This window comes from Frigoribacterium sp. Leaf263, from assembly GCF_001422285.1.
In the GTDB taxonomy this organism is placed as follows: Bacteria; Actinomycetota; Actinomycetes; order Actinomycetales; family Microbacteriaceae; genus Frigoribacterium.
The window spans coordinates 348,982-371,835 of record NZ_LMMO01000003.1; the positions used below are offsets into that span (position 1 = coordinate 348,982).

The 22,854-nt window shown below is 71.6% G+C and carries 21 protein-coding genes; 16 read left to right on the top strand and 5 right to left on the bottom strand.

Going from position 1 to position 22,854, the window contains the following annotated elements; genetic code table 11:
- The gene (locus ASF17_RS05655) at positions 1 to 1,098 is read left to right on the top strand and encodes an Fpg/Nei family DNA glycosylase (RefSeq protein ID WP_055796369.1); all 1,098 of its coding nucleotides are present in this window, start codon (positions 1 to 3) and stop codon (positions 1,096 to 1,098) included.
- Positions 1,099 to 1,147: 49 nt separating this feature from the next.
- Positions 1,148 to 4,654, top strand: coding sequence for a chromosome segregation protein SMC (gene smc / locus ASF17_RS05660; protein ID WP_055796371.1), 3,507 nt, complete (start codon positions 1,148 to 1,150; stop codon positions 4,652 to 4,654).
- Between the two features lie 66 nt (positions 4,655 to 4,720).
- Here the strand turns inward: smc and ASF17_RS05665 are convergent, their stop codons facing one another.
- Both ASF17_RS05665 and ASF17_RS05670 read right to left on the bottom strand, forming a co-directional pair.
- Positions 4,721 to 5,971, bottom strand: a complete 1,251-nt coding sequence (locus ASF17_RS05665) for an acyl-CoA dehydrogenase family protein (RefSeq protein WP_055796374.1) — start codon at positions 5,969 to 5,971, stop codon at positions 4,721 to 4,723.
- Entirely contained in the window at positions 5,968 to 7,236 is a 1,269-nt protein-coding gene (locus tag ASF17_RS05670; protein ID WP_082475096.1) for an acyl-CoA dehydrogenase family protein, read from the bottom strand. The genes ASF17_RS05665 and ASF17_RS05670 overlap by 4 nt, the downstream gene beginning before the upstream one ends.
- Before the next feature lie 206 nt (positions 7,237 to 7,442).
- Here ASF17_RS05670 and ASF17_RS05675 point away from each other — a divergent pair, with 206 nt between their 5' ends.
- From ASF17_RS05675 to ASF17_RS05690, 4 genes are read left to right on the top strand one after another with little or no spacing between them, the layout of a single operon-like run.
- Entirely contained in the window at positions 7,443 to 8,480 is a 1,038-nt protein-coding gene (locus ASF17_RS05675; protein ID WP_055796377.1) for a sugar ABC transporter substrate-binding protein, read from the top strand.
- Positions 8,477 to 10,057, top strand: a complete 1,581-nt coding sequence (locus tag ASF17_RS05680) for a sugar ABC transporter ATP-binding protein (protein WP_055796381.1) — start codon at positions 8,477 to 8,479, stop codon at positions 10,055 to 10,057. Before ASF17_RS05675 ends, ASF17_RS05680 begins: the two co-directional genes overlap by 4 nt.
- On the top strand, positions 10,054 to 11,121 hold the full coding sequence (locus tag ASF17_RS05685; RefSeq protein WP_055796383.1) for an ABC transporter permease: 1,068 nt from the start codon (positions 10,054 to 10,056) through the stop codon (positions 11,119 to 11,121). Before ASF17_RS05680 ends, ASF17_RS05685 begins: the two co-directional genes overlap by 4 nt.
- Entirely contained in the window at positions 11,118 to 12,215 is a 1,098-nt protein-coding gene (locus tag ASF17_RS05690; protein WP_055796385.1) for an ABC transporter permease, read from the top strand. The genes ASF17_RS05685 and ASF17_RS05690 overlap by 4 nt, the downstream gene beginning before the upstream one ends.
- A gap of 83 nt (positions 12,216 to 12,298) precedes the next feature.
- Here the strand turns inward: ASF17_RS05690 and ASF17_RS05695 are convergent, their stop codons facing one another.
- Together ASF17_RS05695 and ASF17_RS05700 are read right to left on the bottom strand one after the other, a co-directional pair.
- Entirely contained in the window at positions 12,299 to 12,880 is a 582-nt protein-coding gene (locus ASF17_RS05695) for a histidine phosphatase family protein (RefSeq protein WP_055796388.1), read from the bottom strand.
- Positions 12,881 to 12,943: 63 nt separating this feature from the next.
- Positions 12,944 to 13,969, bottom strand: coding sequence for a TerC family protein (locus tag ASF17_RS05700; protein WP_055796390.1), 1,026 nt, complete (start codon positions 13,967 to 13,969; stop codon positions 12,944 to 12,946).
- A gap of 208 nt (positions 13,970 to 14,177) precedes the next feature.
- On the opposite strand from ASF17_RS05700, the gene ftsY reads away from it, so the two are divergent.
- Positions 14,178 to 15,047 carry a signal recognition particle-docking protein FtsY gene (gene ftsY / locus ASF17_RS05705; protein ID WP_055796393.1) on the top strand — a complete coding sequence of 290 codons (870 nt, stop codon included), beginning with the start codon at positions 14,178 to 14,180 and terminating at the stop codon, positions 15,045 to 15,047.
- Between the two features lie 44 nt (positions 15,048 to 15,091).
- A complete protein-coding gene (gene ffh / locus ASF17_RS05710; protein ID WP_055796397.1) occupies positions 15,092 to 16,654 on the top strand; it encodes a signal recognition particle protein in 1,563 nt (520 codons plus the stop codon).
- Positions 16,655 to 16,735: 81 nt separating this feature from the next.
- Here the strand turns inward: ffh and ASF17_RS05715 are convergent, their stop codons facing one another.
- Positions 16,736 to 17,881, bottom strand: coding sequence for a glutamate--cysteine ligase (locus ASF17_RS05715; RefSeq protein ID WP_055796401.1), 1,146 nt, complete (start codon positions 17,879 to 17,881; stop codon positions 16,736 to 16,738).
- 301 nt (positions 17,882 to 18,182) lie between these two features.
- Between ASF17_RS05715 and rpsP the strand changes: the two genes are divergently transcribed.
- The 8 genes from rpsP (at position 18,183) to ASF17_RS05755 (ending at position 22,805) form a co-directional block, all read left to right on the top strand.
- A complete protein-coding gene (gene rpsP, locus ASF17_RS05720; protein WP_055796404.1) occupies positions 18,183 to 18,599 on the top strand; it encodes a 30S ribosomal protein S16 in 417 nt (138 codons plus the stop codon).
- 3 nt (positions 18,600 to 18,602) lie between these two features.
- The gene (locus tag ASF17_RS05725; RefSeq protein WP_055796407.1) at positions 18,603 to 18,839 is read left to right on the top strand and encodes an RNA-binding protein; all 237 of its coding nucleotides are present in this window, start codon (positions 18,603 to 18,605) and stop codon (positions 18,837 to 18,839) included.
- Positions 18,840 to 18,842: 3 nt separating this feature from the next.
- Positions 18,843 to 19,439 carry a ribosome maturation factor RimM gene (gene rimM / locus ASF17_RS05730; RefSeq protein ID WP_055796410.1) on the top strand — a complete coding sequence of 199 codons (597 nt, stop codon included), beginning with the start codon at positions 18,843 to 18,845 and terminating at the stop codon, positions 19,437 to 19,439.
- A 2-nt stretch (positions 19,440 to 19,441) separates the two neighbouring features.
- On the top strand, positions 19,442 to 20,134 hold the full coding sequence (trmD, locus tag ASF17_RS05735) for a tRNA (guanosine(37)-N1)-methyltransferase TrmD (protein WP_055796414.1): 693 nt from the start codon (positions 19,442 to 19,444) through the stop codon (positions 20,132 to 20,134).
- Between the two features lie 67 nt (positions 20,135 to 20,201).
- On the top strand, positions 20,202 to 20,822 hold the full coding sequence (locus ASF17_RS05740; protein ID WP_156357317.1) for a hypothetical protein: 621 nt from the start codon (positions 20,202 to 20,204) through the stop codon (positions 20,820 to 20,822).
- Positions 20,823 to 21,002: 180 nt separating this feature from the next.
- Positions 21,003 to 21,350 (top strand): 50S ribosomal protein L19, encoded by a 348-nt coding sequence (gene rplS / locus ASF17_RS05745; RefSeq protein ID WP_055796420.1) that lies wholly within the window; start codon positions 21,003 to 21,005, stop codon positions 21,348 to 21,350.
- A 64-nt stretch (positions 21,351 to 21,414) separates the two neighbouring features.
- Positions 21,415 to 22,170: a signal peptidase I gene (gene lepB / locus ASF17_RS05750; RefSeq protein WP_055796423.1), complete on the top strand. Its 756-nt coding sequence runs from the start codon at positions 21,415 to 21,417 to the stop codon at positions 22,168 to 22,170.
- Positions 22,170 to 22,805, top strand: a complete 636-nt coding sequence (locus tag ASF17_RS05755; RefSeq protein ID WP_055796426.1) for a ribonuclease HII — start codon at positions 22,170 to 22,172, stop codon at positions 22,803 to 22,805. Before lepB ends, ASF17_RS05755 begins: the two co-directional genes overlap by 1 nt.
- Positions 22,806 to 22,854: the final 49 nt, after the last annotated feature.

A 22,854-nucleotide genomic window follows, 5' to 3' on the forward strand; every position in this document is an offset into this window, starting at 1 on the left:
GTGCCCGAGCTCCCCGAGGTCGAGGTCGTCCGCGCCGGACTGCAGCCCGTGGTCGCGGGCGCGGTGATCACCGGCGTCGACGTCCTCGACCACCGGTCGCTGAAGCGGCATCACGGCCCGTCCGACGACTTCGTCGACCGGCTCGTCGGGGGCACGATCGACGCGGCCGTCCGTCGAGGCAAGTTCCTCTGGTTCCCCTTCGAGCCGGCGGCTCCGCACGAGCATCCGCTGGCCCTGGTCGCGCATCTCGGCATGAGCGGTCAGGTGCTCCTCCGCAGCCGCGACGCGGAGCCCGACCGCCTCATGCGCATCCGCCTCGACGTCGACAGCCCGGCGCTCGGTCCCGTCCGTCTCGCATTCGTCGATCAGCGCATCTTCGGCTCGATGGCGCTCGACGAGACGGTGCCCACCCTCGACGGGCGAGCTGCGGGCTTCTCGGCGCCGCGCCTCCTCGGCTCGCCCTCGTCGGAGGCAGCCGACGCCGCGCAGCAGACCGCCGTGCAGCAGGTCGCCGTGCAGCAGGTCGCCGGGCAGCAGGCCGCCGTGCAGCAGGCCGCCGTGCAGCAGGCCGCCGCGCAGCACGCCGCCGCCGGCGGGCAGACGGACGCCCCCGCCTGGGCGATCCGGGTGCCGCGGCAGGTCTCGCACATCGCCCGCGATCCGCTCGACCCGGCCTTCGACGAGGCCCGGGTGATCACCCGTCTGCTCGCCCGGAGGACCGGCGTCAAGCGCGCCCTCCTCGATCAGGGTCTGCTGAGCGGGGTCGGCAACATCTACGCCGACGAGAGCCTCTGGGCAGCGCGCGTGCACCCCGAGCAGCCGACGGCGTCGTTCTCGAGGGCCCGGGCGCGGGTGCTGCTCGCCGAGGTGCGTGCGGTGCTGCTCAGGGCGCTCGGCGAGGGCGGCACGAGCTTCGACGCGCAGTACGTCAACGTCAACGGCCAGTCCGGCTACTTCGCGCACAGTCTCGCGGCGTACGGGCAGCAGGGGCGCCCCTGCCCCCGCTGCGGCACCGCCATCGTGCGCGAGGCGTTCATGAACAGATCGAGCCACCTCTGCCCCCGCTGCCAACGCGTGCCCGGCTCTCCCCGCACCTAGTCTTGAGCGCAGGTCACCCCCGCAGACAGGACCCGAGGAGGCGCGGCGCATGCACCTGAAGAGCCTCACGCTCAAGGGCTTCAAGTCGTTCGCGTCGCCGACGACGTTCGCGTTCGAGCCCGGCGTCACGTGCGTGGTGGGGCCGAACGGCTCGGGCAAGAGCAACGTCGTCGACGCCCTCGCGTGGGTGATGGGCGAGCAGGGGGTCAAGAACCTCCGCGGCGGCAAGATGGAGGACGTCATCTTCGCCGGCACGTCCACCCGCGGCCCGCTGGGGCGCGCGCAGGTCGTGCTGACGATCGACAACGCCGACGGGGCCCTGCCGATCGACTACACCGAGGTGACGATCAGCCGCACGCTGTTCCGCAACGGCGGCAGCGAGTACGCGATCAACGGCGAGGGCTGCCGCCTGCTCGACGTGCAGGAGCTCCTGAGCGACTCGGGTCTCGGCCGCGAGATGCACGTGATCGTGGGGCAGGGGCAGCTCGACGCGGTGCTGCGGGCGACCCCGGAGGAGCGGCGGGGCTTCATCGAGGAGGCCGCGGGGATCCTCAAGCACCGCCGGCGCAAGGAGAAGACCCTCCGCAAGCTCGATGCGATGCAGGCCAACCTGACCCGGCTGAGCGATCTCGCCGGCGAGATCCGTCGGCAGCTGAAGCCCCTGGGCCGGCAGGCCGAGATCGCCCGCGAGGCGCAGACCATCGCGGCTGTCGTCCGAGACGCCCGCGCGCGCCTGCTCGCCGACGAGGTCGTCGCGCTGACCCGCGTGCTGTCGGCACGGTCGAGCACCGAGGCCGAGCACCGGGCCGAGCGCGGGACGCTGACCGCGAGGCTCGACGAGCTCGGTGCGGCCGAGCAGCGTCTGGAGGAGGCCATGGTCGGCGACGACGTCGATCGGGCGCGGCGGGTCGCGTTCGAGCTGGAGTCCGTGCACGAGCGGCTGCGCAGTCTCGCGAGTCTCGCCCGGCAGCGCCTGCAGCTTCTCGCCCAGCAGGCCGAGCAGCCGGCCGCCGTCACGACCGTCTCGGAGAGCATGGTCGCCGACGCGCGCGACGAGGCGGAGCGTCTGCAGGGCGACGTCGCCGCCGCCACCGCCGCGGTCGAGCGGGCCCGGGCCGGGCTCGCGACGGCGCGCCGCGCCCTCGATGCGCTCGACGACGAGATCTCGGCTCAGAGCGCGCTCGTCTCGAAGCACGATCTCGAGGCCGGTCGGCTGCGATCGGCTCTCGACCTCGCGCGGTCCGAGCTCGCGGCGGTCCGCGGCGAGCGTCTGCGTCACGAGGCCGCTCTCGCGGCCGCCGAGACCCGGCGCGACACCGCACGGTCCGAGCTCGACTCCCTCGACGACGAGGCGCCGGAGGGCGATGGCGTCGACCACCGCGCGGTGCAGGCCGAGGCCGAGCGCGAGGCCGCCGACCTGACCCTCCGCGTCGACGGGCTGCGCGACCGTCTGCACGTCGCCGAACGGGAGCGCGACGCGCTCGCGGCACGGCGCGCGGCTCTCGCGATGGCGCTCGACGGCGACGACGGCGGGGCGGCTCTGCTGCAGGCCGATCGGGACGGCGTTCGGGGTCGCTTCGCCGATCACGTCCAGGTGCGCCCCGGGTTCGAGGCGGCGGTCGCCGCAGCGCTCGGCACCCTGGTCGACTCCGTGCTCGTCGACGACTCCACCGCCGCGTTCGACGCCCTGGCCCACGCGACCGCAGCCGAGCTGGGTCGGATCGAGGTCGTGGTGGCCGAGCCCGAGAGACGCGTCGTCGCTCTCGACGCGGTGCTCCCGACCGGGGTCGTGACGGCGATGTCGGTCGTCACCGCGCCTCCCGGCGTCCTCGGTCTGCTCGCGGGCACCGTCATCGCCGACGACCTGGTCGTCGCGCGAGCCGCTCGGGCGACGCTGGTGGACCACCCGGCGCCCGTCACGGTCATCACGCGGTCGGGCGAGGTCCTCACCGACTACGTGCTGCGCGGCGGTTCCGGTGCCGAGCGCTCGCGACTCGAGCTCGCGGCCGAGCGCGACGCCGCGGCCGAGGGCCTGGCCGCGGTCGAGGCGTCGCTCGCGGAGCTCGTCCCCGAACACGACGAGGCTCGGCGTCGGCTCGCCGAGGTGCGCGCCGCCGCCGCCGAGGCCGGACGTCGAGCGACCACCGAGGAGGCGCGGGTCGTCGACCACGAGCAGCGTCTCGGTCGTCTGCGCGCCCGGTCCGACGCCGCCGAGGCCGAGGTCGAGCGCCTGCGGGGAGCGCTGAGCGTGGCGACCCGGTCGGCCGACGAGGCCTCGGTCGTCGTCGAGGCGGCCGTGGCCGCGCACGAGACCCATGCCGCGCGCCCGCGCCCGCTGCTCGACGTGTCGGCGCGGCAGGGCCTGCTCGACGAGGTCGAGGCCGCCCGGGCCGACGAGGTCGAGCGGCGGGTCGTGCTCGAGACGGTCCGGGAGCGCGTGCGCGCCGAGACGGCGCGGGCCGGGACACTGCAGCGGCAGCTCGACGAGCAGCGCCTCGAGGCCGAGCGGACGGCCCGACGAGCCGTCGTCCGGCAGCGGCAGATGGCGTCCACGTCGGCGGTGCTGTCCGCGCTGCCCCCCACCGTCGACGCGGTCGCCCGGTCGCTCGACGAGGCGCGCCAGGGGCTCGCCGAGGCCGAGCGCGCCCGGGCCGGGCGGAACGACGAGCTCGCCGGTCTCCGCCGGGAGGCGCGGGTCGTCCGGGACCGCCTCGACACCGTCACCGAGAGCGTCCACGGTCTCGAGATGGAGCTCCACGAGAAGCGCCTGCATCTCACCGGTCTGCTCGAGCGGGCGGCGTCGGGTCTCGGTCTCGTCGAGGACGTCCTGGTCGCCGAGTACGGCCCCGACGTTCCCGTGCCCGGGCCGGACGGATCGTCGTCCGCGTTCGACCGACCCGAGCAGGAGGTCCGACTCGCGGCCGCCGAGAGGAAGCTGGCCCGGCTGGGCCGGGTCAACCCGCTGGCCCTCGAGGAGTTCGCGGCGCTCGAGCAGCGTCACGCGTTCCTCAGCGATCAGCTGACCGATCTGACCCGCACGCGCGCCGATCTCCTGACGATCATCGACGAGATCGACCAGACGATGCAGACGATCTTCGGCAGCGCCTTCGACGACACGCAGGCGGCGTTCGACCGGGTGTTCCCGATCCTCTTCCCCGGCGGCAGCGGGTCGCTCCAGCTGACCGACCCCGACGACCTGCTGACCACCGGCATCGAGGTGACCGTGCGACCGGCGGGCAAGAAGATCGAGCGGCTGTCGCTGCTGTCGGGCGGCGAGCGGTCGCTGGCCGCCGTGGCACTGCTCATCGCCATCTTCAAGGCGAGGCCGAGCCCGTTCTACATCATGGACGAGGTGGAGGCCGCGCTCGACGACGCCAACCTCGGCCGGCTCCTCGCGATCTTCGAGGACCTCCGCGAGTCGAGCCAGCTCATCGTCATCACGCACCAGAAGCGCACGATGGAGATCGCGGACGCCCTGTACGGCGTCTCGATGCGCCAGGACGGCGTCAGCGCCGTCGTCGGGCAGCGGGTCGTGACCGAGCGCTCGACCGGCTGACGCCCCCGGTCGACGACCCGCGCCTCCCGATCCGAGGAGGCGCGGGTCGAGTCGGTCGCCGCGCCGTCACGACGCGCGCGGCCCGCCTCCCGTGCCCGGCGCGACGCCGATGGCCCAGGCGGTCGGCGGGGGAGCGCCGTTCAGCACCCACTCGCCCACGATCCGCCGCTTGAAGACCTGCGGGTTGTGCGACGCGACCGTGCGCGCGTTCCGCCAGTGACGGTCGAGGGCGGCGTCGACCGAGACCCTCGAGGCGCCGAGGGCGTCGAACAGATGCGATGCGGCCGCCGGAACGGCGTCGCTCAAGACGGTCTGGGCCCGGTAGACGTCGGCGCCGGCCCGGGCGACGAGATCGTCGAGGCCGGCGGGGCGGGCGCCGTCGCGCGAGGCCACGGCGACGCGTTCGACCGCCTCGGCTCCGCGGCGGAGGAGCGCCTCGGCCGTGAACGCCGTCGCCGAGAGCTCGCCGACGACGGCCTGCAGCTGCGGGTCGTCGCGACCGCGGTCGGCGTTGCCGTGGCTGTACACCCGGCTGCGGCCCGTGACGTTCGCCACCGCGTCGCGCACGACGGCCCGCGCGATCCCGGTGAGGACGGCGTTCAGCACGAGCTGGAAGAACGGCGTCTGGTGCGGGGCGCGCTCGATGCCGTCGAAGACGTGCTCGGGTCGCACCACCGCCCCGTCGAAGACGACGGTGCCGGTGCCCGTGTGGCGTTGACCGAAGCCGTCCCAGTCGTCGAGCACGGTGACGCCGGGCTGGTCGACGCGGACGGCGACGGCCGTGTCGGGCAGGCCGTCGCGACCGACGGTGACGTCGGTCCAGTCGGCGTAGAGGGTGCCCGTCGTGTAGTACTTCGCGCCGTGCACGGCGAGCGTCCCGTCGGGCGCCTCGACGAGACGGGTCGCCGTCGTGCCGAGGGCCGCCGTGCCCCGCTCGCTCCAGGCGTTGCCGATCAGCTCGCCGTCGGCGATGCGTCGCAGCCAGTCGTCGCGGGCGGGGGACGGGGCGAACGAGCGCTGGTCCTCCACGAACTCGAGATGCCCGCGCAGGGCGTGCGCGACGTTCGAGTCGGCCTCGGCCAGCTCGCCGAGGAGGTCGATGGCGTCGGCGAGGCCGAGACCGAGACCGCCGTGCGACACGGGGACGGTGATCGCGCCGAACCGCGCCTCCTGCAGATCCCGGAGGGCCCGTCTCGGCAGCTCGCGCCGTCGCTCGCGGTCGGCGGCCCCGTCGGCGATGCGCGCGAACAGGTCGGCGAACCGCGCCCGGGCCGACTCGAGGTCGAGGGGCGCGCGGGTCACGTCGACGGCGCTCACGTGTAGAGGGACAGCGGCTGGAGGACCCCGGTCAGGAAGTGCGCGCCGACCTCGAGCCGCTTGTAGTCGACGGGGTCGTGAAGACTGTGCGTCCGCGCATTCCGCCAGTAGAGATCGAGACCCACCGAGCTGCGGGTCGAGCTCGACCCGGTCGCCTCGAAGACGCGCGACGTCGCGTCCGTCGCGAGATCGCTCGAGACCACCTTCACCTTGGCGATCTCGATGGCCAGCGCTCCGCGCGACTCGGCCGTGACGCCGTCGCCCTTCGCCGTCTCCGCGTCGAAGAGCACGCCGACCCGGTCGGCCAGGGCCTCGACCGCGGCCGCCTGCGCGACCAGCTCGCCGTAGAGCCGCCTCACGAACGGATCCTCGGCGTAGCGCTCGGCATCGCTGAGGAACCAGGCGTTCGGGCGGGCGATCGTGATGTCACGAGCGGCCGCCAGCGCCCCCTCGGCGAGACCGAGGTACAGGTTGCCGAATCCCAGCTGGATCGCGGCGGTGATGAGCGTCGAGAACGGCTCGCCGTCGAGGGCGCCCAGCACGTCGGAGGGCTCGACGCGCACGTCGGTGAAGCGCACGCTGCCGGAGGCGCTCTGCCGCTGGCCGAGGGCGTCCCAGTCGCCGAGGTGCTCCACCCCGTCGGCGTGCGAGTCGATGACGAAGGCGATCACGTCGCTTTCGCGCTCGCCGCCCGTGACCACGGCGTTGACGAGCGCCCGGTCGCCGGACGAGACGCCGGTCGAGAAGCGCTTGAGGCCGTCGAGGCGGTACCCGTCGCCGTCGGGTCGCAGGCGGAGGTCGGGATCGACGGGGTTCACCGAGTCGCCCCAGAGCCAGCGTCCCTCGATGGTCCGACGGTAGAAGCGCTCCCGCTCGGCGGCGGGCGCGCTCGTGGCGATGTTCGCGACGTTGACGTAGTGGTAGAGCAGCAGCTGCGCCAACGAGCCGTCGGCCCGGGCCAGGATGCGCACCACTCGGAACGCGGTCTGCCAGTGCGCTCCGCCCCCGCCGAAGGCCGCCGGGTCGAGGAGGGTCACGAGACCGCTGGCCCGCAGGGGCTCGAGCTCGGTCGTGGGGTCGGCCCCGCGGCGGTCCCGCTCGAGCACGTCGCGGGCCAGGACGGCGGCGACGTCGAGGGCGACGGCCGTCCAGCGCGCGAGCTCGTCGGCGTCGGCGACGCCGGTCCAGTGGCTGCGCGGCGGGGTCGCGGCGTCGGGGGGAGCAGGTGCGGGGGACGGTGTCGGCGGGTTCAGCAGATCGGTCATCCGTGGCCTCCAGTCGTGGGTGTAGTCGGTCACGCTAGGGCCGCCCCCGATCGCGGCGGACGCCCGTTACGCCCCGTGACCCCCTGTGACCGTGCATGGCGCCGGGTCTTCCCGGCGCCCTCGCGCACCCTCCAGGATGTGGCCACCGCGGTGGACCGCCGCGTCGACATCCCTGGCCCGCCGGCCTCCCGCACCCCGAGGACATCATGACCGTGACCCGCCCCGCTCGACTCGCCCCCGTCGTCGCCGCCGCCCTCGGCGTCGTCCTCGTCCTCACCTCCTGCTCGCTGAAGACCTCGACGGCCGACGCCGACGACGCGCCGGCGCCCGCTGCCGCGACGGCGGGAACGGCCGACGTGCCGAGCCTCGAGGGCAAGACCGTCGGGGTCGCGGCCAAGGACGTCGTCCACGACTTCAGCCGCATCGTCTACGAGAACGTGCAGGACCGCGTCGAGGCGCTCGGCGGCACCGTCGTCGCCACGCAGGCCGAGGCGAAGGACGACAAGCACGTCAGCGACATCGACGCCCTCCTCTCGCGCGACGTCGACGCGATCGTGGTCATCCTCGGCGACGCCACCACGCTCGCCCCCGAGCTCGAGAAGGTCCACGAGGCGGGCATCCCCCTGTTCACCATCGACAACGTCAGCGAGTTCAGCGAGAACAACGTCACGAGCGACAACTGGCAGATCGGCTCCACCCTCGCGCGGACGATCGCGGAGGACATCGGGGGCGAGGGCAGGATCCTCGTCTTCAACGGGTTCCCGGGCGTCGCCCCCTGCCGCATCCGCTACGACGAGCTGTCGCTCGTGCTGAAGGACTACCCGGGCATCGAGCTGATCACCCCCGAGCTGCAGGACAAGTACGTCGGCACCATCGAGGACGCCAAGCAGCAGGTCACCGACGCGCTGCAGCGGTACCCGGAGGGGGAGATCCAGGCGATCTGGTCGTGCTGGGACACCCCTCAGATCGGGGCCGCGCAGGCCGTCGACGCGGCGGGCCGTGACGAGATCCGGATCTACGGGGTCGACGCCGACCAGGGCGCGCTCGATCTCATCGCCGACCCCGACTCGTCGTACACGGCGACGGTCGCCCAGCAGAACTCGGCCATCGGCACGACGTCGGTCGACAACGTCGCGCGGTTCCTCGGCGGCGACGAGGCCGACGTGCCGGTCACGAGCTACCTCCCGCCCGTCCTCATCACGAAGGAGAACATCGCCGAGAAGCGCGAGGAGCTGGGCCTGTGACGACACCCACACCCACGCCCGCGCCCACGCCGGGCGCCGCGCTCGCGCTCCGCTCCATCATCAAGTCGTTCGCCGGCGTCGAGGTGCTGCACGGCGTCGACCTCGACGTCGCACCCGGCGAGGTCGTCGCCCTGGTCGGCGAGAACGGGGCCGGCAAGTCGACCCTGATCAAGATCCTGACCGGGTTCCACCCCGCCGACTCGGGCACGATCTCGCTCGGCGGCGTGCCGGTGCGGATCGCGACGGCAGCCGACGCGGAGCGCCTGGGCATCCGCGTCGTCCACCAGGACCGCCATCAGGCCGGGCGGCTGACGGTCGCCGAGCAGCTCTACCTCGGACGCTCCGAGGGGCGTCGGGGCTGGGTCTCGCCCCGGGCCCTCCGCCGTCGAGCGGAGTCCGACCTCCGCGCCTCCGTGGGGCTCGAGATCAGCGCCGACCTGCTCGTGGACGACCTCACCGTCGCCGAGCGGCAGCTGCTGCAGATCGCCCGTGCCGTGCTGTCCGAGCCGCGGGTCCTCGTGCTCGACGAGCCCACGGCGCCGCTCGCCGCGCACGACGTCGCGCGGCTGGTCGAGACCGTCGCGCGCCTCCGGTCCCGTGGCGTCCCGATCGTGTACATCTCCCACTACCTGCAGGAGGTGGACGACATCGCCGACCGGGTGGTCGTCCTCCGCAACGGGTCGGTCGTCGGCGAGGTCGACCTCCGCGACGATGCGGACGAGGTCACGGCGACGAGCCGGGAGGCCTCCGACGACCTCGCCCGCACGAGACTCGACCGCGTCGTCGAGCTCATGGTCGGCCGCCGCGTCGACGAGTACGGCGGTCGCCGTCGCGACGGCGCGGGCCTCGGCGCCGACCCGTCGCTGGTGATCGAGGGGCTGAGCGTCGCCGGGCACCTCGACGGCGTCGATCTCGCGGTGCGCCCCGGCGAGATCGTCGGGGTGACGGGTCTCGTCGGCTCCGGCGTCGAGGTGCTGGCGGAGGCCGTGACGGGCCTCCGGCGCCGAGGAGGCGCGGTGCGGGTGGGCACGCGCAGCATCCGGACCCCGGCGGCGTTCGTCCGCGCCGGGGGCGCCCACGTCCCGAGCGATCGTCGACGGGACGGCGTCGTGCTGCGGCACACGGTCCGCGAGAACATCGCGCTCGCGAGTCCGCGGGTCACCTCGCGCCTGGGTCTCTGGGTGGACCGCGGTCGCGAACGGGAGCTCGCCCGGCAGCAGGTCGCGCACGTCGACGTCCGACCGGCCGACCCCGAGTCCGTCGCGGGTCGTCTGTCGGGCGGCAATCAGCAGAAGGTCGTGCTCGGTCGCTGGCTGGCGGCCGGATCCCGTGTCTTCGTGCTCGACCAGCCCACGGCCGGCGTCGACGTCGGCAGCCGGCAGGCCGTCTACGACCGGGTCGAGGAGCAGCTCCGCGACGGCGCGGCCGTCCTGCTCGTCACGGTCGACCTCGACGAGCTCGTCGGCCTGGCCGATCGCATCGTGGTGCTCTACCGCGGCCGCGTGCGCGCCGTCATCGAGCACGCCGACGCCACCGTCGACCGCGTGCTCGCCGTGGCGTCCGGGGCCGCCGCGTGAGCGCCGTGGGCACCCACGGGGTGGAGGCGGCGGGCCGACACCCGTCCGCCGCGCCGCCGCCGCCGCCCTCGTCGACGCCCGAGCGGCCCGAGCGGCCGCGGGCCCGTCGCCGTGGCGCGCCCCGCTGGGTCTCGCTGCTCGGCTGGGCCGTCGTGGTCGTCGAGTTCGGCGTCCTCGCCGCGGCCTCCTCGTCGTTCGCGACGCCGGGTAACGCGGCGTCGATCCTCTCGCAGGCCGCCGTGTACGCGATCGCCGGCTTCGGCCTCGCCATCGTCGTGATCACCGGCGGCGACGACGTCGTCCGAGGAGGGATCGATCTCTCGAGCGGCGCCGTCGTCGCCGTCTCGGGCGTCGTCGCGGCCCTCGTCGCGACCGCCGGAGGGGGAGCCCCGGCCGCGATCGCGGCGGCGCTGCTCGTCTCGGCGGGCTTCGGCGCCCTGAACGGCACGGTCGTCGTCCTCGGCGTCAGCCCCCTGCTCGTCACGCTCGCCACCGGCGGGATCGTCACCAGCGTCGTCTACCTGGCCACGGGCAACGTCAAGGTGCCGCTCGACGACGCCGTCTTCCGCTGGCTGCGGTCCGGCGATCTCGTCGGGGTCCCGGCTCCGATCGTCGTCCTCGCCGTCGTGGCCGTCGTGGTCGGTCTCGCCGTGGGGCGGACGACCTGGGGCGTCCGCAGCTACGCGGTGGGCGAGAACCCCACGGCGGCGTCCGTCACGGGGGTGGGGGTCTGGCGGTACGTCGCGGGCAGCTACGTCCTGTCGGCGCTGCTCGCCGGCGTCGCGGGGATCGTCCTCGCCTCGCGTCTGGCCGCCGCCGTCCCCGACGTCGGCGAGCAGATCCTCCTCGACATCGTGCTGACCGCCTACATGTCCATCGTGTTCTCCCGCCGACTCGTCGTCACCATCGGCGGAACCCTCGTCGCGGCGGTCTTCGTCGCGGCGCTCGTCAACGGCTTCACCCTGCTCGGCATCGGCAGCCAGTGGGTCGGCGTCGTCAAGGGCGTCCTCATCCTGGCCGTGCTCGCCCTGGCCGCCGTCCGAGAGAGAGGACTCGTGCGATGAGCACCGTCACCGACCGCCCGTCACCCGAGCAGCCGTCGAGCCCCGATCCCGCCGCGGGTCCGTCCCGCGGATCCGCTCCCGCGGTCGCCCCGCCGTCCGACCCCGATCGCCTCCGCCGTCTGGCGACGCGCCTCCTCGCACCCGGGGCGCTCGTCGTCATCGTCCTCGTCTTCGGGCTGCTCACCCCGACCTTCGCGACCGGCGGCAACCTCCGGTCGGTGCTGTCGGCGGCCGCGCTGGTCGCGATCGCGGCGTGCGCCATGACGGTCGTGGTCCGGAGCGGGGGCATCGATCTGTCCATCGGGGTCGCCGTCGACCTCGCCGCGCTGGGGGCCACGGCCCTCATCGCCGACGGCTACGTGACCTGGTTCGCCGTCGTCGCGGGTCTCGCCTTCGGCACGCTGGCCGGGGTCGTGAACGCCGTGCTGGTCACCGTTCTCCGCATCCGCGCATTCCTGGCGACCCTGAGCGTCTGGTTCGTCGGCACGAGCGTGCAGCAGCTGCTGACCGACGGCGGTGCGCCGATCTACCTGCGGCGACCGGCCACGCCGGAGTCGTTCGCGGCCCTGGGCGATGCGACCGTGGCGGGCGTCCCGTTCCCGGTCGCCGCCGCGGCGCTCCTGGCGATCGTCACCTGGCTGCTCCTCGATCGGACGCGGTGGGGCCGGGTCGTGACGGCGGCGGGGGAGCAGCGGACGGCGACGACCATCGCCGGTCGGGCCACGCGTCCCGCTCTCGGGGCGGCCTTCGTCGTGGCCGCAGCGATCGCGTCCGTGGCGGGCGTCCTCCTGGCCTCCCGCAGCTACGGCTTCGTGGCGGGCAGCGGCCAGGCCTACGTGCTCGACGCGATCGGGGCGGTGTTCATCGGGGCGACGCTCAGCCGCTACGGCAGGCCGAACGTCGTGGGGACGCTGATCGGCGTGCTGATCTTCACGATCCTCTCGAACGGGCTGGCGCTGCTCGGGGTCAGCTACTACTTCGATGGTCTCGTGCGCGGCGTGGTCCTGATCGTCCTGCTGGTGGCCGCGTCCGTCCTCGCCCGCGGGACCACGGGGCCGTCCCTCCGGACGCTGCTCGGCCGGGCGGCTCGCTGAGCCGCACCCGGATGCGACGGAGGCCGAGGAGGCGCGACCATCTCGTGCGCGCCTCCTCGGCCTCCGTCGTCGGACCGGCGTCCTCAGTCGATGTCGGTGTCGACCACGCCGCCGTTGATGCTCAGCACGTGCCAGGCCGCGCCGTCCCACTCGACGGTGTTCGCCGCGGCGTTCTCGATGTGCGGCACCTCGCGACCGAGGATCTCGGACAGGATGAACCGGATAATCGTGCCGTGGCAGACGACGACGATGTGCGCGTCGTCGCCGTCGAGGGGCAGCCGCGTGTCGCGGATCGTCTCGAGGGCGCCGATGCCGCGGCGGGACACCGACTCGCGGGGCTCGATGTCGGGGTAGTCGTCGTTGGGCTCGTCGGGGATCGGCGAGACCGGGCGGCGGCCCTCGTTCGACGCGTAGTCGCGCTCGATGAGCTCGTCGTACGCGTCACCGAGCTCGATGCCGAGCGTGTCGGCGATGATGCGCGCCGTCTCGCGGGCACGGCCGAGCGGTGACGAGACGATCGCGCTCCAGTCGGCGCCGGCGAGGAGGCCGGCGGCCTCGAGCGCCTGGCCGCGCCCCGTCTCGTTGAGGGGGATGTCCGACGACCCCTGCAGCTTGTCGTTCAGGTTCCAGTCGGTCTGTCCGTGACGGATGAGTTCGAGGCGCATGGTGGTTCCGTTCGATGGATCTGCGGCGTGCGGTCGCGGACGGCGACCGCACGACGGGTCGGGCTAGTGGTCGTCGTCGGTCGTGCTCGTGACGCCGGAGCGGTCGCCGGCGGCGGCCGCCCGCGCGTCGCGTCGCGTCTTGGCGAGGCTGAGGACGGTCGCGACCGCGATCGTCAGCAGGATGAACCCCAGCGAGAACCAGATCGGGATCTCGGGGATCCACTCGATCGGCTCGCCGCCGTTGATGAAGGGCACCTCGTTGACGTGCAGGGCGTGGAAGAGCAGCTTCACGCCGATGAACGCCAGGATGACGGCGAGCCCCTGGGCGAGGTAGACGAGGCGCTCGAGCAGACCCGAGATCAGGAAGTACAGCTGACGCAGTCCCAGGAGCGAGAAGGCGTTGGCCGTGAAGACGATGTAGGCCTCCTGGGTCAGACCGAAGATCGCGGGGATCGAGTCGAGGGCGAAGAGCACGTCGGTCAGGCCGATGGCGACCATGACCAGGAACAGCGGGGTGAAGAGGCGCTTGCCGTCGACCTTGGTGGTGAGCTTCTGGCCGTCGTAGTCCTTCGACGTCGGGATGATGCGACGCAGGGTCCGGATGAGCTTGCTGTCGGCCTCGTCCTTGTCGTCGTGGCCGCCGCGCACCTGGCTGTAGGCGAGCCAGAAGAGCAGGATGCCGAAGAGGTAGAACACCCACGAGAAGTTCTCGATGATCACGACGCCGGCGGCGATGAAGAGACCGCGCGAGAGGAGGGCGATCGCGATGCCGACGAGCAGGACCTTCTGCTGGTAGATCCGCGGCACGGCGAAGCTCGTCATGATGATCAGGAAGACGAACAGGTTGTCGACCGAGAGGGCCTTCTCGGTGATCCAGCCCGCGAAGTACTCGCCGCCGTAGGTCCAGTTCGAGAACACGCCGACGCCGACGCCGAACAGGATCGCGATGCCGATGTAGACGCCCGACCAGATGGCGGACTCCTTGATCGTCGGCTCGTGCGGGGTGCGCACGTGACTGAAGAAGTCGAAGAACAGCAGGCCGATGATGCCGGCGATGGTGATCGCCCAGGTTATGAAGTGGACGTCCATGGTCGTACCTCCAGTACGCAGCGGGTACTGAAGGTCTCCTCCACTCGCGCGACGTTCTCGACGAACGCAGGCGAACCGGTGCACCGGGTCGAGATCGGTCTCTTCCGTATTGACGACGCCACCGCGCGGGAGTACTCCCCTTCAACTCGCCGATCTTACAGCCTCTGCACGGTCTGCATGTCCGCCGGGGGCCGAATATGCTGACGGCATGGCTTCCCCCTGGTCCCTCTCCGGTGCACTCCGTGGCATGTTCGCGAAGAAGACGATCGACGAGACGACCTGGGACGACCTCGAGGAGGCGCTGATCGGCGCCGACTTCGGCCCCGACGTCACCGAGCAGGTCGTCGACGACCTCCGCGCCAAGGTGCAGCGCTACAGCACGACCGACCCGGCCGATCTCAAGCGGATGCTGCGCGAGGTCCTCGAAGAGCGTCTCTCGAAGCTCGACTCGACCCTGAAGCTCAGCAACCGCCCGGCGGTCGTGCTGATGGTCGGCGTCAACGGGGTGGGCAAGACCACGACGATCGGCAAGTTCGCCAAGTTCCTCCGCAACTACGACCGCTCGGTCGTGGTCGGGGCCGCCGACACCTTCCGGGCGGCCGCCGTCGAGCAGGTCGCGACCTGGGCCGACCGGGCGGGGGCCCGCATCGTTCGTCCGCAGCAGCCGGGCCAGGACCCGGCCTCCGTCGCGTACCAGACCGTCGAGCTCGCGATGCGGGAGGGCATCGAGATCGTCCTCATCGACACGGCCGGCCGACTCCAGACCAAGTCGGGCCTGATGGACGAGCTCGGCAAGATCAAGCGGGTCGTCGAGAAGCAGACCGAGATCGCCGAGGTGCTGCTCGTCCTCGACGCGACCACGGGTCAGAACGGTCTCGCCCAGGCGCAGGCGTTCATCGAGCACGCGGGCGTCACCGGTCTCGTGCTCACCAAGCTCGACGGTTCGGCGCGCGGGGGCTTCGTGCTCGCCGTGCAGGAGCAGACCGGCATCCCCATCAAGCTCGTCGGACAGGGCGAGGGCATCGGCGATCTGACCGGCTTCACGCCGCACGTCTTCGTGCAGAACCTCATCGCCTAGTCACGACCACGCGGTCCGCCGACGTCGGTTAAGCTGTCGTCACCATGGCCACATTTGGAACGCTCTCCGACCGCCTCGCGGAAACCTTCAAGAACCTCCGCAACAAGGGCAAGCTCAGCCCCGCCGACGTCGACGGCACCGTGCGCGAGATCCGGCGGGCGCTGCTCGACGCCGACGTCGCCTTCGAGGTCGTCAAGGCGTTCACCACCACGGTGCGCGAGCGGGCTCTGGGCGACGAGGTCAGCAAGGCGCTGAACCCCGCCCAGCAGGTCGTGCAGATCGTCAACGAAGAGCTGGTCGAGATCCTCGGCGGTCAGCAGCGGCGGCTCGAGTTCTCGAAGAACCCGCCGACCGTCATCATGCTCGCCGGCCTCCAGGGCGCCGGCAAGACGACCCTGGCCGGCAAGCTCGCGAAGTGGCTGGCCAAAGACGGTCACACGCCGCTGCTCGTCGCGGCCGACCTGCAGCGCCCCAACGCCGTCCAGCAGCTCCAGGTGGTGGGCGAGCAGGCCGGTGCGGCCGTCTTCGCGCCCGAGCCGGGCAACGGCGTCGGCGACCCCGTCAAGGTGGCGAAGCAGGCCATCAAGTTCGCCCGCGACAAGGTCTACGACACGGTCATCGTCGACACGGCCGGTCGTCTCGGCGTCGACGCCGACCTCATGAAGCAGGCCTCGAACATCCGCAAGGCCGTCGACCCCGACGAGGTGCTCTTCGTCATCGACGCGATGATCGGTCAGGATGCCGTGGCCACGGCGAAGGCCTTCCAAGAGGGCGTCGACTTCACCGGCGTCGTGCTCTCGAAGCTCGACGGCGACGCCCGCGGTGGTGCGGCGCTCAGCGTGGCGTCGGTCACGGGTCGGCCCATCATGTTCGCGTCGACCGGTGAGGGCCTCGACGACTTCGAGCCGTTCCACCCCGACCGCATGGCCAGTCGCATCCTCGACCTGGGCGACATCCTCTCGCTCATCGAGCAGGCGCAGCAGGCGTTCGACGAAGAGGAGGCGATGGCGGTCGCGCAGAAGATCGCGACCGACTCGTTCACCCTCGACGACTTCCTCAAGCAGATGCAGCAGCTCCGGAAGATGGGCTCGATCAAGGGCATGCTCGGCATGCTGCCGGGCGCCAAGGGCATGCGCGAGCAGCTCGAGAACTTCGACGAGCGCGAGATCGTCCGCACCGAGGCGATCATCCAGTCGATGACCCCCCAGGAGCGCCAGCTGCCCAAGCTCCTGAACGGCTCGCGTCGTCTGCGCATCGCCAAGGGCTGCGGCATGACCGTGACCGACGTCAATCAGCTGGTGCAGCGCTTCGAGCAGGCCTCGAAGATGATGAAGACCGTGGCCAAGGGCGGTGTGCCCCAGATGCCGGGCATGGGTCCGATCCCCGGCGCCTCCTACGCCGGCAAGCGGCCCGCCGCCAAGAAGAAGGGCTCGAAGGCCGGCAACCCCGCCAAGCGCGCGGCCCAGAACGCCGCACTCGCGTCGGGCAAGCCCGCCGGGTCGCCGGGAGCCGCCGGTTCGGGCTTCGGCCTGGGTGGCGCGCAGGGGGACAAGGCGCCGACCCCCGACGAGCTGGCGTCGCTGCAGAAGATGCTCGGGCGCGGCTGATCGCACCCCTCGGCGGGCCTCGTCCGCCGATCGATCCGCAGGAGGCGCGGTGCCCGCGGCAGGGCACCGCGCCTCCTCGGGTCAGAGGGTCGTGTCGACGCCCTCTCGCAGCTCCCGGACCAGCGATGAGACCACCGGCCGCAGGTCGCCGCCATGGCGGGCCGACACGGAGAGCTGACGCTGGTAGCTCGCGCCGTGCTCGATGATCGAGTCGATCGAGCGCAGCTCGGCGAGGCATCCCAGACGCTCGGCGGTGGGCTCGAGGCGCGTCATCAGATCCCTGAGGTCGTCGGTCACGAGTCGCTCGTCTCCCGCCGAGTTCTGGATGACGATGGCGTCCATGCCGTACCGGGCCGCACGCCACTTGTTCTCGCGGACGAACCAGGGCTGCATCTGCGGCGGCTCCTCGCCGTCGTCGAGGGACTGCGACATGTCGTCGACGAGGCACTGGACGAGCGCTCCGACCGCCGCGACCTCGCCGAACGTCGAGATTCCGTCGAAGACGCGCGTCTCGAGGGTGCCCCACTTCGGTGACGGGCGGATGTCCCAGCGGAGCTCGCTGTGGTGGTCGATGACGCCCGTGTGCGTCATGTCCGCCACCATCTCCTCGTAGTTCGCCCAGGCGCCGAACTGCGGGGGGAGTCCGGCGGTCGGCAGCTGCTGGAACATGAGTGCGCGGTTCGAGGCGTAACCGGTCTCCTCGCCGACCCAGAACGGACTCGAGGCGGTGAGGGCCTGGAAGTGGGGGAGGTGGGTCAGCAGCCCGTTGAGGATGGGGAGGACCTTCTCGCGCGAATCGATGCCGACGTGCACGTGGACGCCCCAGATCATCATCTGCCGACCCCACCAGCGGGTGCGGTCGATGAGGGTCGCGTACCGTTCGCTGCCGGGCGTGACCTCCTGGTCGGAGTAGCGGCCGAAGGGATGGGTGCCCGCGCAGATCAGGTCGGCCCCCACGACGTCGGCCGACCGGTGCGCGGCGTCGATGACCGAGCGGAGGTCGTCCACGGCGTCGGCGACGCGGCGATGGACGCCGCTCACGACCTCGACGGTGTTGGTGAGCAGCTCGTGCGTCAGCCGCTCGGGGCCGTCGGCGTTCAGGTGCGCGAGATCGGCCAGGATGGCCGGAGCGTGGGGAGCCAGATCGCCGGTCTCGCGATCCACCAGTGCCAGCTCCCACTCGATGCCGAGGGTCGAGCGCTCGGAGCTCGTGAAGTCGATGCGCATGGTCGGGGCCCTCCGTCGGTCCGCCGCGAGCGTCGAGTGTCGCACGCGGCGTCCATCCTGCCAGTCGTGGTCGCGGCGAGACCGGCGGAGGGACAGGGGAGTCGCACGGCGACGCGCCGGGAAACCCGAGCGCCGGGGATTGGTGGAACCGGTCGTTCGTCTGCAACAATGGTGGGTCGAGTCTCCGTCCGCCCGACCCTCTAATCAGGCGGACGACCAGACCCCATCAGAGCTTTCGAGCCGAGTGTGCCCCCACGCTCACGGCTGGCAACTCGCCCACATCACATCACACAGGAGAATTGTGGCTGTCAAGATCCGTCTCAAGCGCATGGGCAAGATCCGCGCCCCCTACTACCGCATCGTCGTCGCCGACTCGCGCACCAAGCGCGATGGTCGTGTCATCGAGGAGATCGGCAAGTACCACCCCACCGAGGAGCCCTCGTTCATCGAGGTCGAGTCGGACCGCGCGCAGTACTGGCTCGGAGTCGGCGCGCAGCCGACCGAGCAGGTCGCGGCGCTCCTGAAGCTCACGGGCGACTGGGGCAAGTTCAAGGGCGACGCCGACGCCGTCAGCACCGTCAAGACCAAGGCCCCCAAGGAGGCCTTCGTCGCCGACGAGAAGAAGAAGCCGGTCCTCGTCCCCAAGTCGGAGAAGCCCGCCAAGGCCGAGGCTCCCGCCGAGGCCCCTGCCGACGACGCCGAGACCACCGAGGCGTAGTCAGTGCTCGCACCTGCACTCGAACACCTCGTCCGGGGGATCGTCGATCACCCGGACGAGGTGCAGGTCGTGGCCTCGACCTCGCCGCGCGGCGACGTCCTCGAGGTGCACGTGCACCCCGACGACCTCGGTCGCGTCATCGGTCGGGCCGGTCGGACCGCGAAGGCGCTGCGCACCCTCGTCTCGGCCCTCGCCGACGGCAAGCGCGTCCGAGTCGACGTCGTCGACGGCGACCTCTGACCCGTGAGCACCGAAGACACCACGCAGCTGCGGGTCGGGCGCCTGACGAAGCCCCACGGGCTCAAGGGCGCCCTCAAGCTCGAGCTCTTCACCGACACCCCTGAGACGCGCTTCGTCCCGGGTGCCGAGTTCACCCTCCAGGTCCCCGAGACCAGCGAGTGGCACGGCAAGACCCTGACCCTGGCCGAGCTGCGCTGGTACAACGGGCATCCCGTCGGCTTCTTCGAGGGCGTCCTCGACCGCACCGGCGCCGAGTCGCTCGTCAAGGCCATCCTTTGGGTCGATCAGGACCTCACCGAGCTCCCCGACGAAGACGACGCCTGGTACCACCACCAGCTCATCGGTCTCCGGGTCGAGCGAGACGGGGTCCCCGTCGGAACGGTCGCGCGGATCGACCACCTTCCCGCTCAGGACCTCCTGGCCGTCGCCACCCCCTCCGGCGAAGTGCTGGTGCCGTTCGTCTCGGTGCTCGTCCCGTCGGTCGACATCGAGGCCGGGGTCGTCGTCGTGACGCCTCCCGCTGGGCTCTTCGAGGAGCTCGTCGACGCCGACACGGACGGCCCGACCGACGGCGACGCGAACACGACCGACGAGGTCTGATAGTGCGCATCGACATCGTGTCGATCTTCCCCGAGTTCTTCGGGGTGCTCGACATCTCGCTGATCGGCAAGGCGCGCCAGCAGGGCCTCCTCGACGTCGCGGTGCACGATCTGCGCGACTTCACGCACGATCGTCACCGGACGGTCGACGACACCCCCTACGGCGGGGGCGCCGGCATGGTGATGCGAGCCGAGCCGTGGGGAGACGCGCTCGATCACGTCCTCGGCGACGAGGCGACGCCCGAGACCACCACGATGATCGTCCCGTCCCCGGCCGGGACCCCGTTCACCCAGGCCGTCGCGCGCGAGCTCGCGCTCGAACCGCATCTCGTCTTCACGTGCGGCCGCTACGAGGGCATCGACCAGAGGGTCGTCGACCACGCCGCGACGCGCGTCTCCGTCCGCGAGATCAGCCTCGGCGACTACGTGCTGAACGGCGGCGAGGTCGCCGTCGTCGCGATGATCGAGGCCATCGGTCGACTCGTCCCGGGGATGGTCGGCAACCCCGCCAGCCTGACGGAAGAGAGCCACGAGAACGGGCTGCTCGAGTACCCGAGCTACACGAAGCCGGCATCGTGGCGGGGCCTCGACGTGCCGCCGGTCCTGCTGAGCGGCAACCACGGCGCGATCGCCGAGTGGCGTCACCTCCAGCAGCTCGAGCGCACTCGTCGCGTCCGTCCGGACCTCCTCGACTGATCTCCCTCGCCGGGGTGATCCCGATGATGCAGCGGACTCGCGTCCTCCCTCTCGTACCCTGGTGGGCATGACGACGCGCCGAATCCTCTTCCGCCTCCTCTGGCCCCTGGTCTTCGTCCTGCCCCTGTGGGTCCTGCTCGGCCGTGCGTTCTTCGGGGCGCCGCTGGGTCTGCAGTTCGTCGGGCAGGTGCTCCTCGTCCCCCTGCTCTTCGCGGGCCACGTCGTCGCCGCCGGGCTGATCGTCGCTCGCCGCAGCGTGCGGTCGAGCAGGGCCGTCTCGTGGCTCGACGCCGGACTTCTCGTCGCGGCCTGGCTCGCCCAGCTCGCCCTCGGATTCTTCCTCGTCGATCGTTCGTCGGGAGCGGGGGCCGCCTCGGGATTCACCGCCGCCACCGGCGGCGACCTCGATCTCTCGACCGCGCTCTCGGCCCTGGCGTCGGTGCTGACCATCGCGTCGGTGATCGCCCTCGTCGTCTCCGGCGGGTGGCAGCTGCTCCGCGAGACCGGTCGGCGGGTGGCCGCCTCGATGGCGGAACTCGACCGGGTCGCCGGCATCGGCGTGGCCCAGGCCGGTGCGCGACGGCCGTCGACGCCCTGGCCCGACGCCGCCTCGTCCGGCTCGGCCCGCGGCGACGGCCCGGTCATCCGCATCGAGCCGCGCACCGACGACGGGCCCCGTCGTCCCTGATGCGGACCGGCCCTCTGTAGCGCGGGGCCTCCGGCCTGTGGCACACTTGATCTTCGTGCCTGCGCACGACTCTGCCACAGGGGAGTCTGCCATCTCAGCGCACATCCTCTTCATCACGAATCGGTGGTCTCCCACCACGAACGGCAGTCGACCTGTGGCGGTTGCAGAGAGCGAACGACTATGCACATCCTCGACGCGGTTGACTCCGCAAGCCTGCGCACGGACATCCCCGACTTCCGTGCGGGCGACACCGTCAAGGTGCACGTCAACATCATCGAAGGCACGCGCTCGCGCGTCCAGGTCTTCCAGGGTGTCGTCATCGGCAAGCAGAACGAGGGCGTCCGCGAGACGTTCACGGTCCGCAAGGTCAGCTTCCAGGTCGGTGTCGAGCGCACCTTCCCCGTCCACTCGCCGGTCATCGATCACATCGAGATCGTGAGCCGCGGCGACGTGCGCCGCGCCAAGCTGTACTACCTGCGCGAGCTGCGCGGCAAGAAGGCCAAGATCAAGGAGAAGCGCGACAACTGATCGCCTCCTGAGAACATCCCCGAGCTCCCCGCCGTATACGATGGCGGGGAGCTCGGGCGGTTAAATGACAGACAACACATCTTCACATCGGCGTCGTCCGCGTCCCTCCCGGGGCGGTGGCCGCCCCCGAGGCCTCGCCGTCTTCCTCCGGGACATCCTGGTCATCTTCGTGATCGCGCTGCTGATCTCCTTCCTGGTCAAGACCTTCCTGATCCGCTCCTTCTACATCCCCTCCGGGTCGATGGAGAACACGCTGCAGATCGACGACCGCATCATCGTGAACGAGCTCGTGCCCGACGTCGTGGACGTCCAGCGAGGCGACGTCATCGTCTTCACGGACCCGGGCGGGTGGCTCGACGGCACGGCTCCCGTGACGACGACCTCCGGCAACCCCGTCACCGACGGCGCCGCGTGGTTCCTCACGCAGATCGGCCTCGGCACCCGCGACAGCAACGACCATCTGATCAAACGGGTCATCGGGCTGCCCGGTGACACGGTCGCCTGCTGCAACGACTTCGGGCAGATGTCCGTCAACGGCGTCCCGCTCACCGAGCCGTACGTGCTGAAGCCCGAGGGCGAGGCCCGGGTCTCCGGAGACGACTTCTCGGTGACGGTCCCGCCGGACTCCCTCTGGGTGATGGGCGACAACAGGTACAACTCGAAAGACAGCCGGTACAACGGCTCGACGCCGAGCAGGGGATTCGTGCCCCTGAGCGACGTCGTGGGTCGCGCCTTCGTCGTCAGCTGGCCCTCCACCCGGTGGCAGTGGCTCGACGACCACCCCGAGGTCTTCCGCGGCACGGAACGCGAGGGCGAGTGATGGCGGTCGTCGATCCCACCCTCGACGTCGAGCGGGAGCTGCACGCGGGGGGCGCCTCCTGGGTCATCGGCTGCGACGAGGTGGGGCGTGGGGCCATCGCCGGCCCCGTCGCGGTCGGCCTCGGCGCCGTGCCGGCCGATTGCGTCGACATGCCCGTCGGTCTCCGGGATTCGAAGCTCCTGTCCGAGAAGCGGCGTGAGGTCCTGTATCCGCTCGCGACCGCCTGGGTCTCCCACCACGCGGTGGGCTTCGCCGAGGCGCACGAGGTGGACGAGCTCGGCATCGTCGCAGCGCTCGGACTCGCCGGGCGTCGCGCCCTCACGGCCCTGCACCATCAGGGCGTCGGGATCATGCGCTCCGTGGTCGTCCTCGACGGCAACCACGACTACCTGTCGCCGCAGCTGGCCACCCCGCCCCGCATCACGACGAGGGTCAAGGCGGATCGGGACTGCGCCTCGGTCGCGGCGGCGTCGGTCATCGCCAAGGTCGAGCGCGACCGGCTGATGATCGAGGCGGACGGCGTCCACCCCGGCTACGGGTGGTCGGGGAACAAGGGCTACGGTTCGTCTGCGCATTTCGGCGCTCTTGCCGAGCTCGGCCCCTCGCCCCTGCATCGCGTGACCTGGCTCCACTGAGGCCGGTGGTGCCGGGGCGGTCGTCGTCCCGGATGCCGCGTAAGATGGC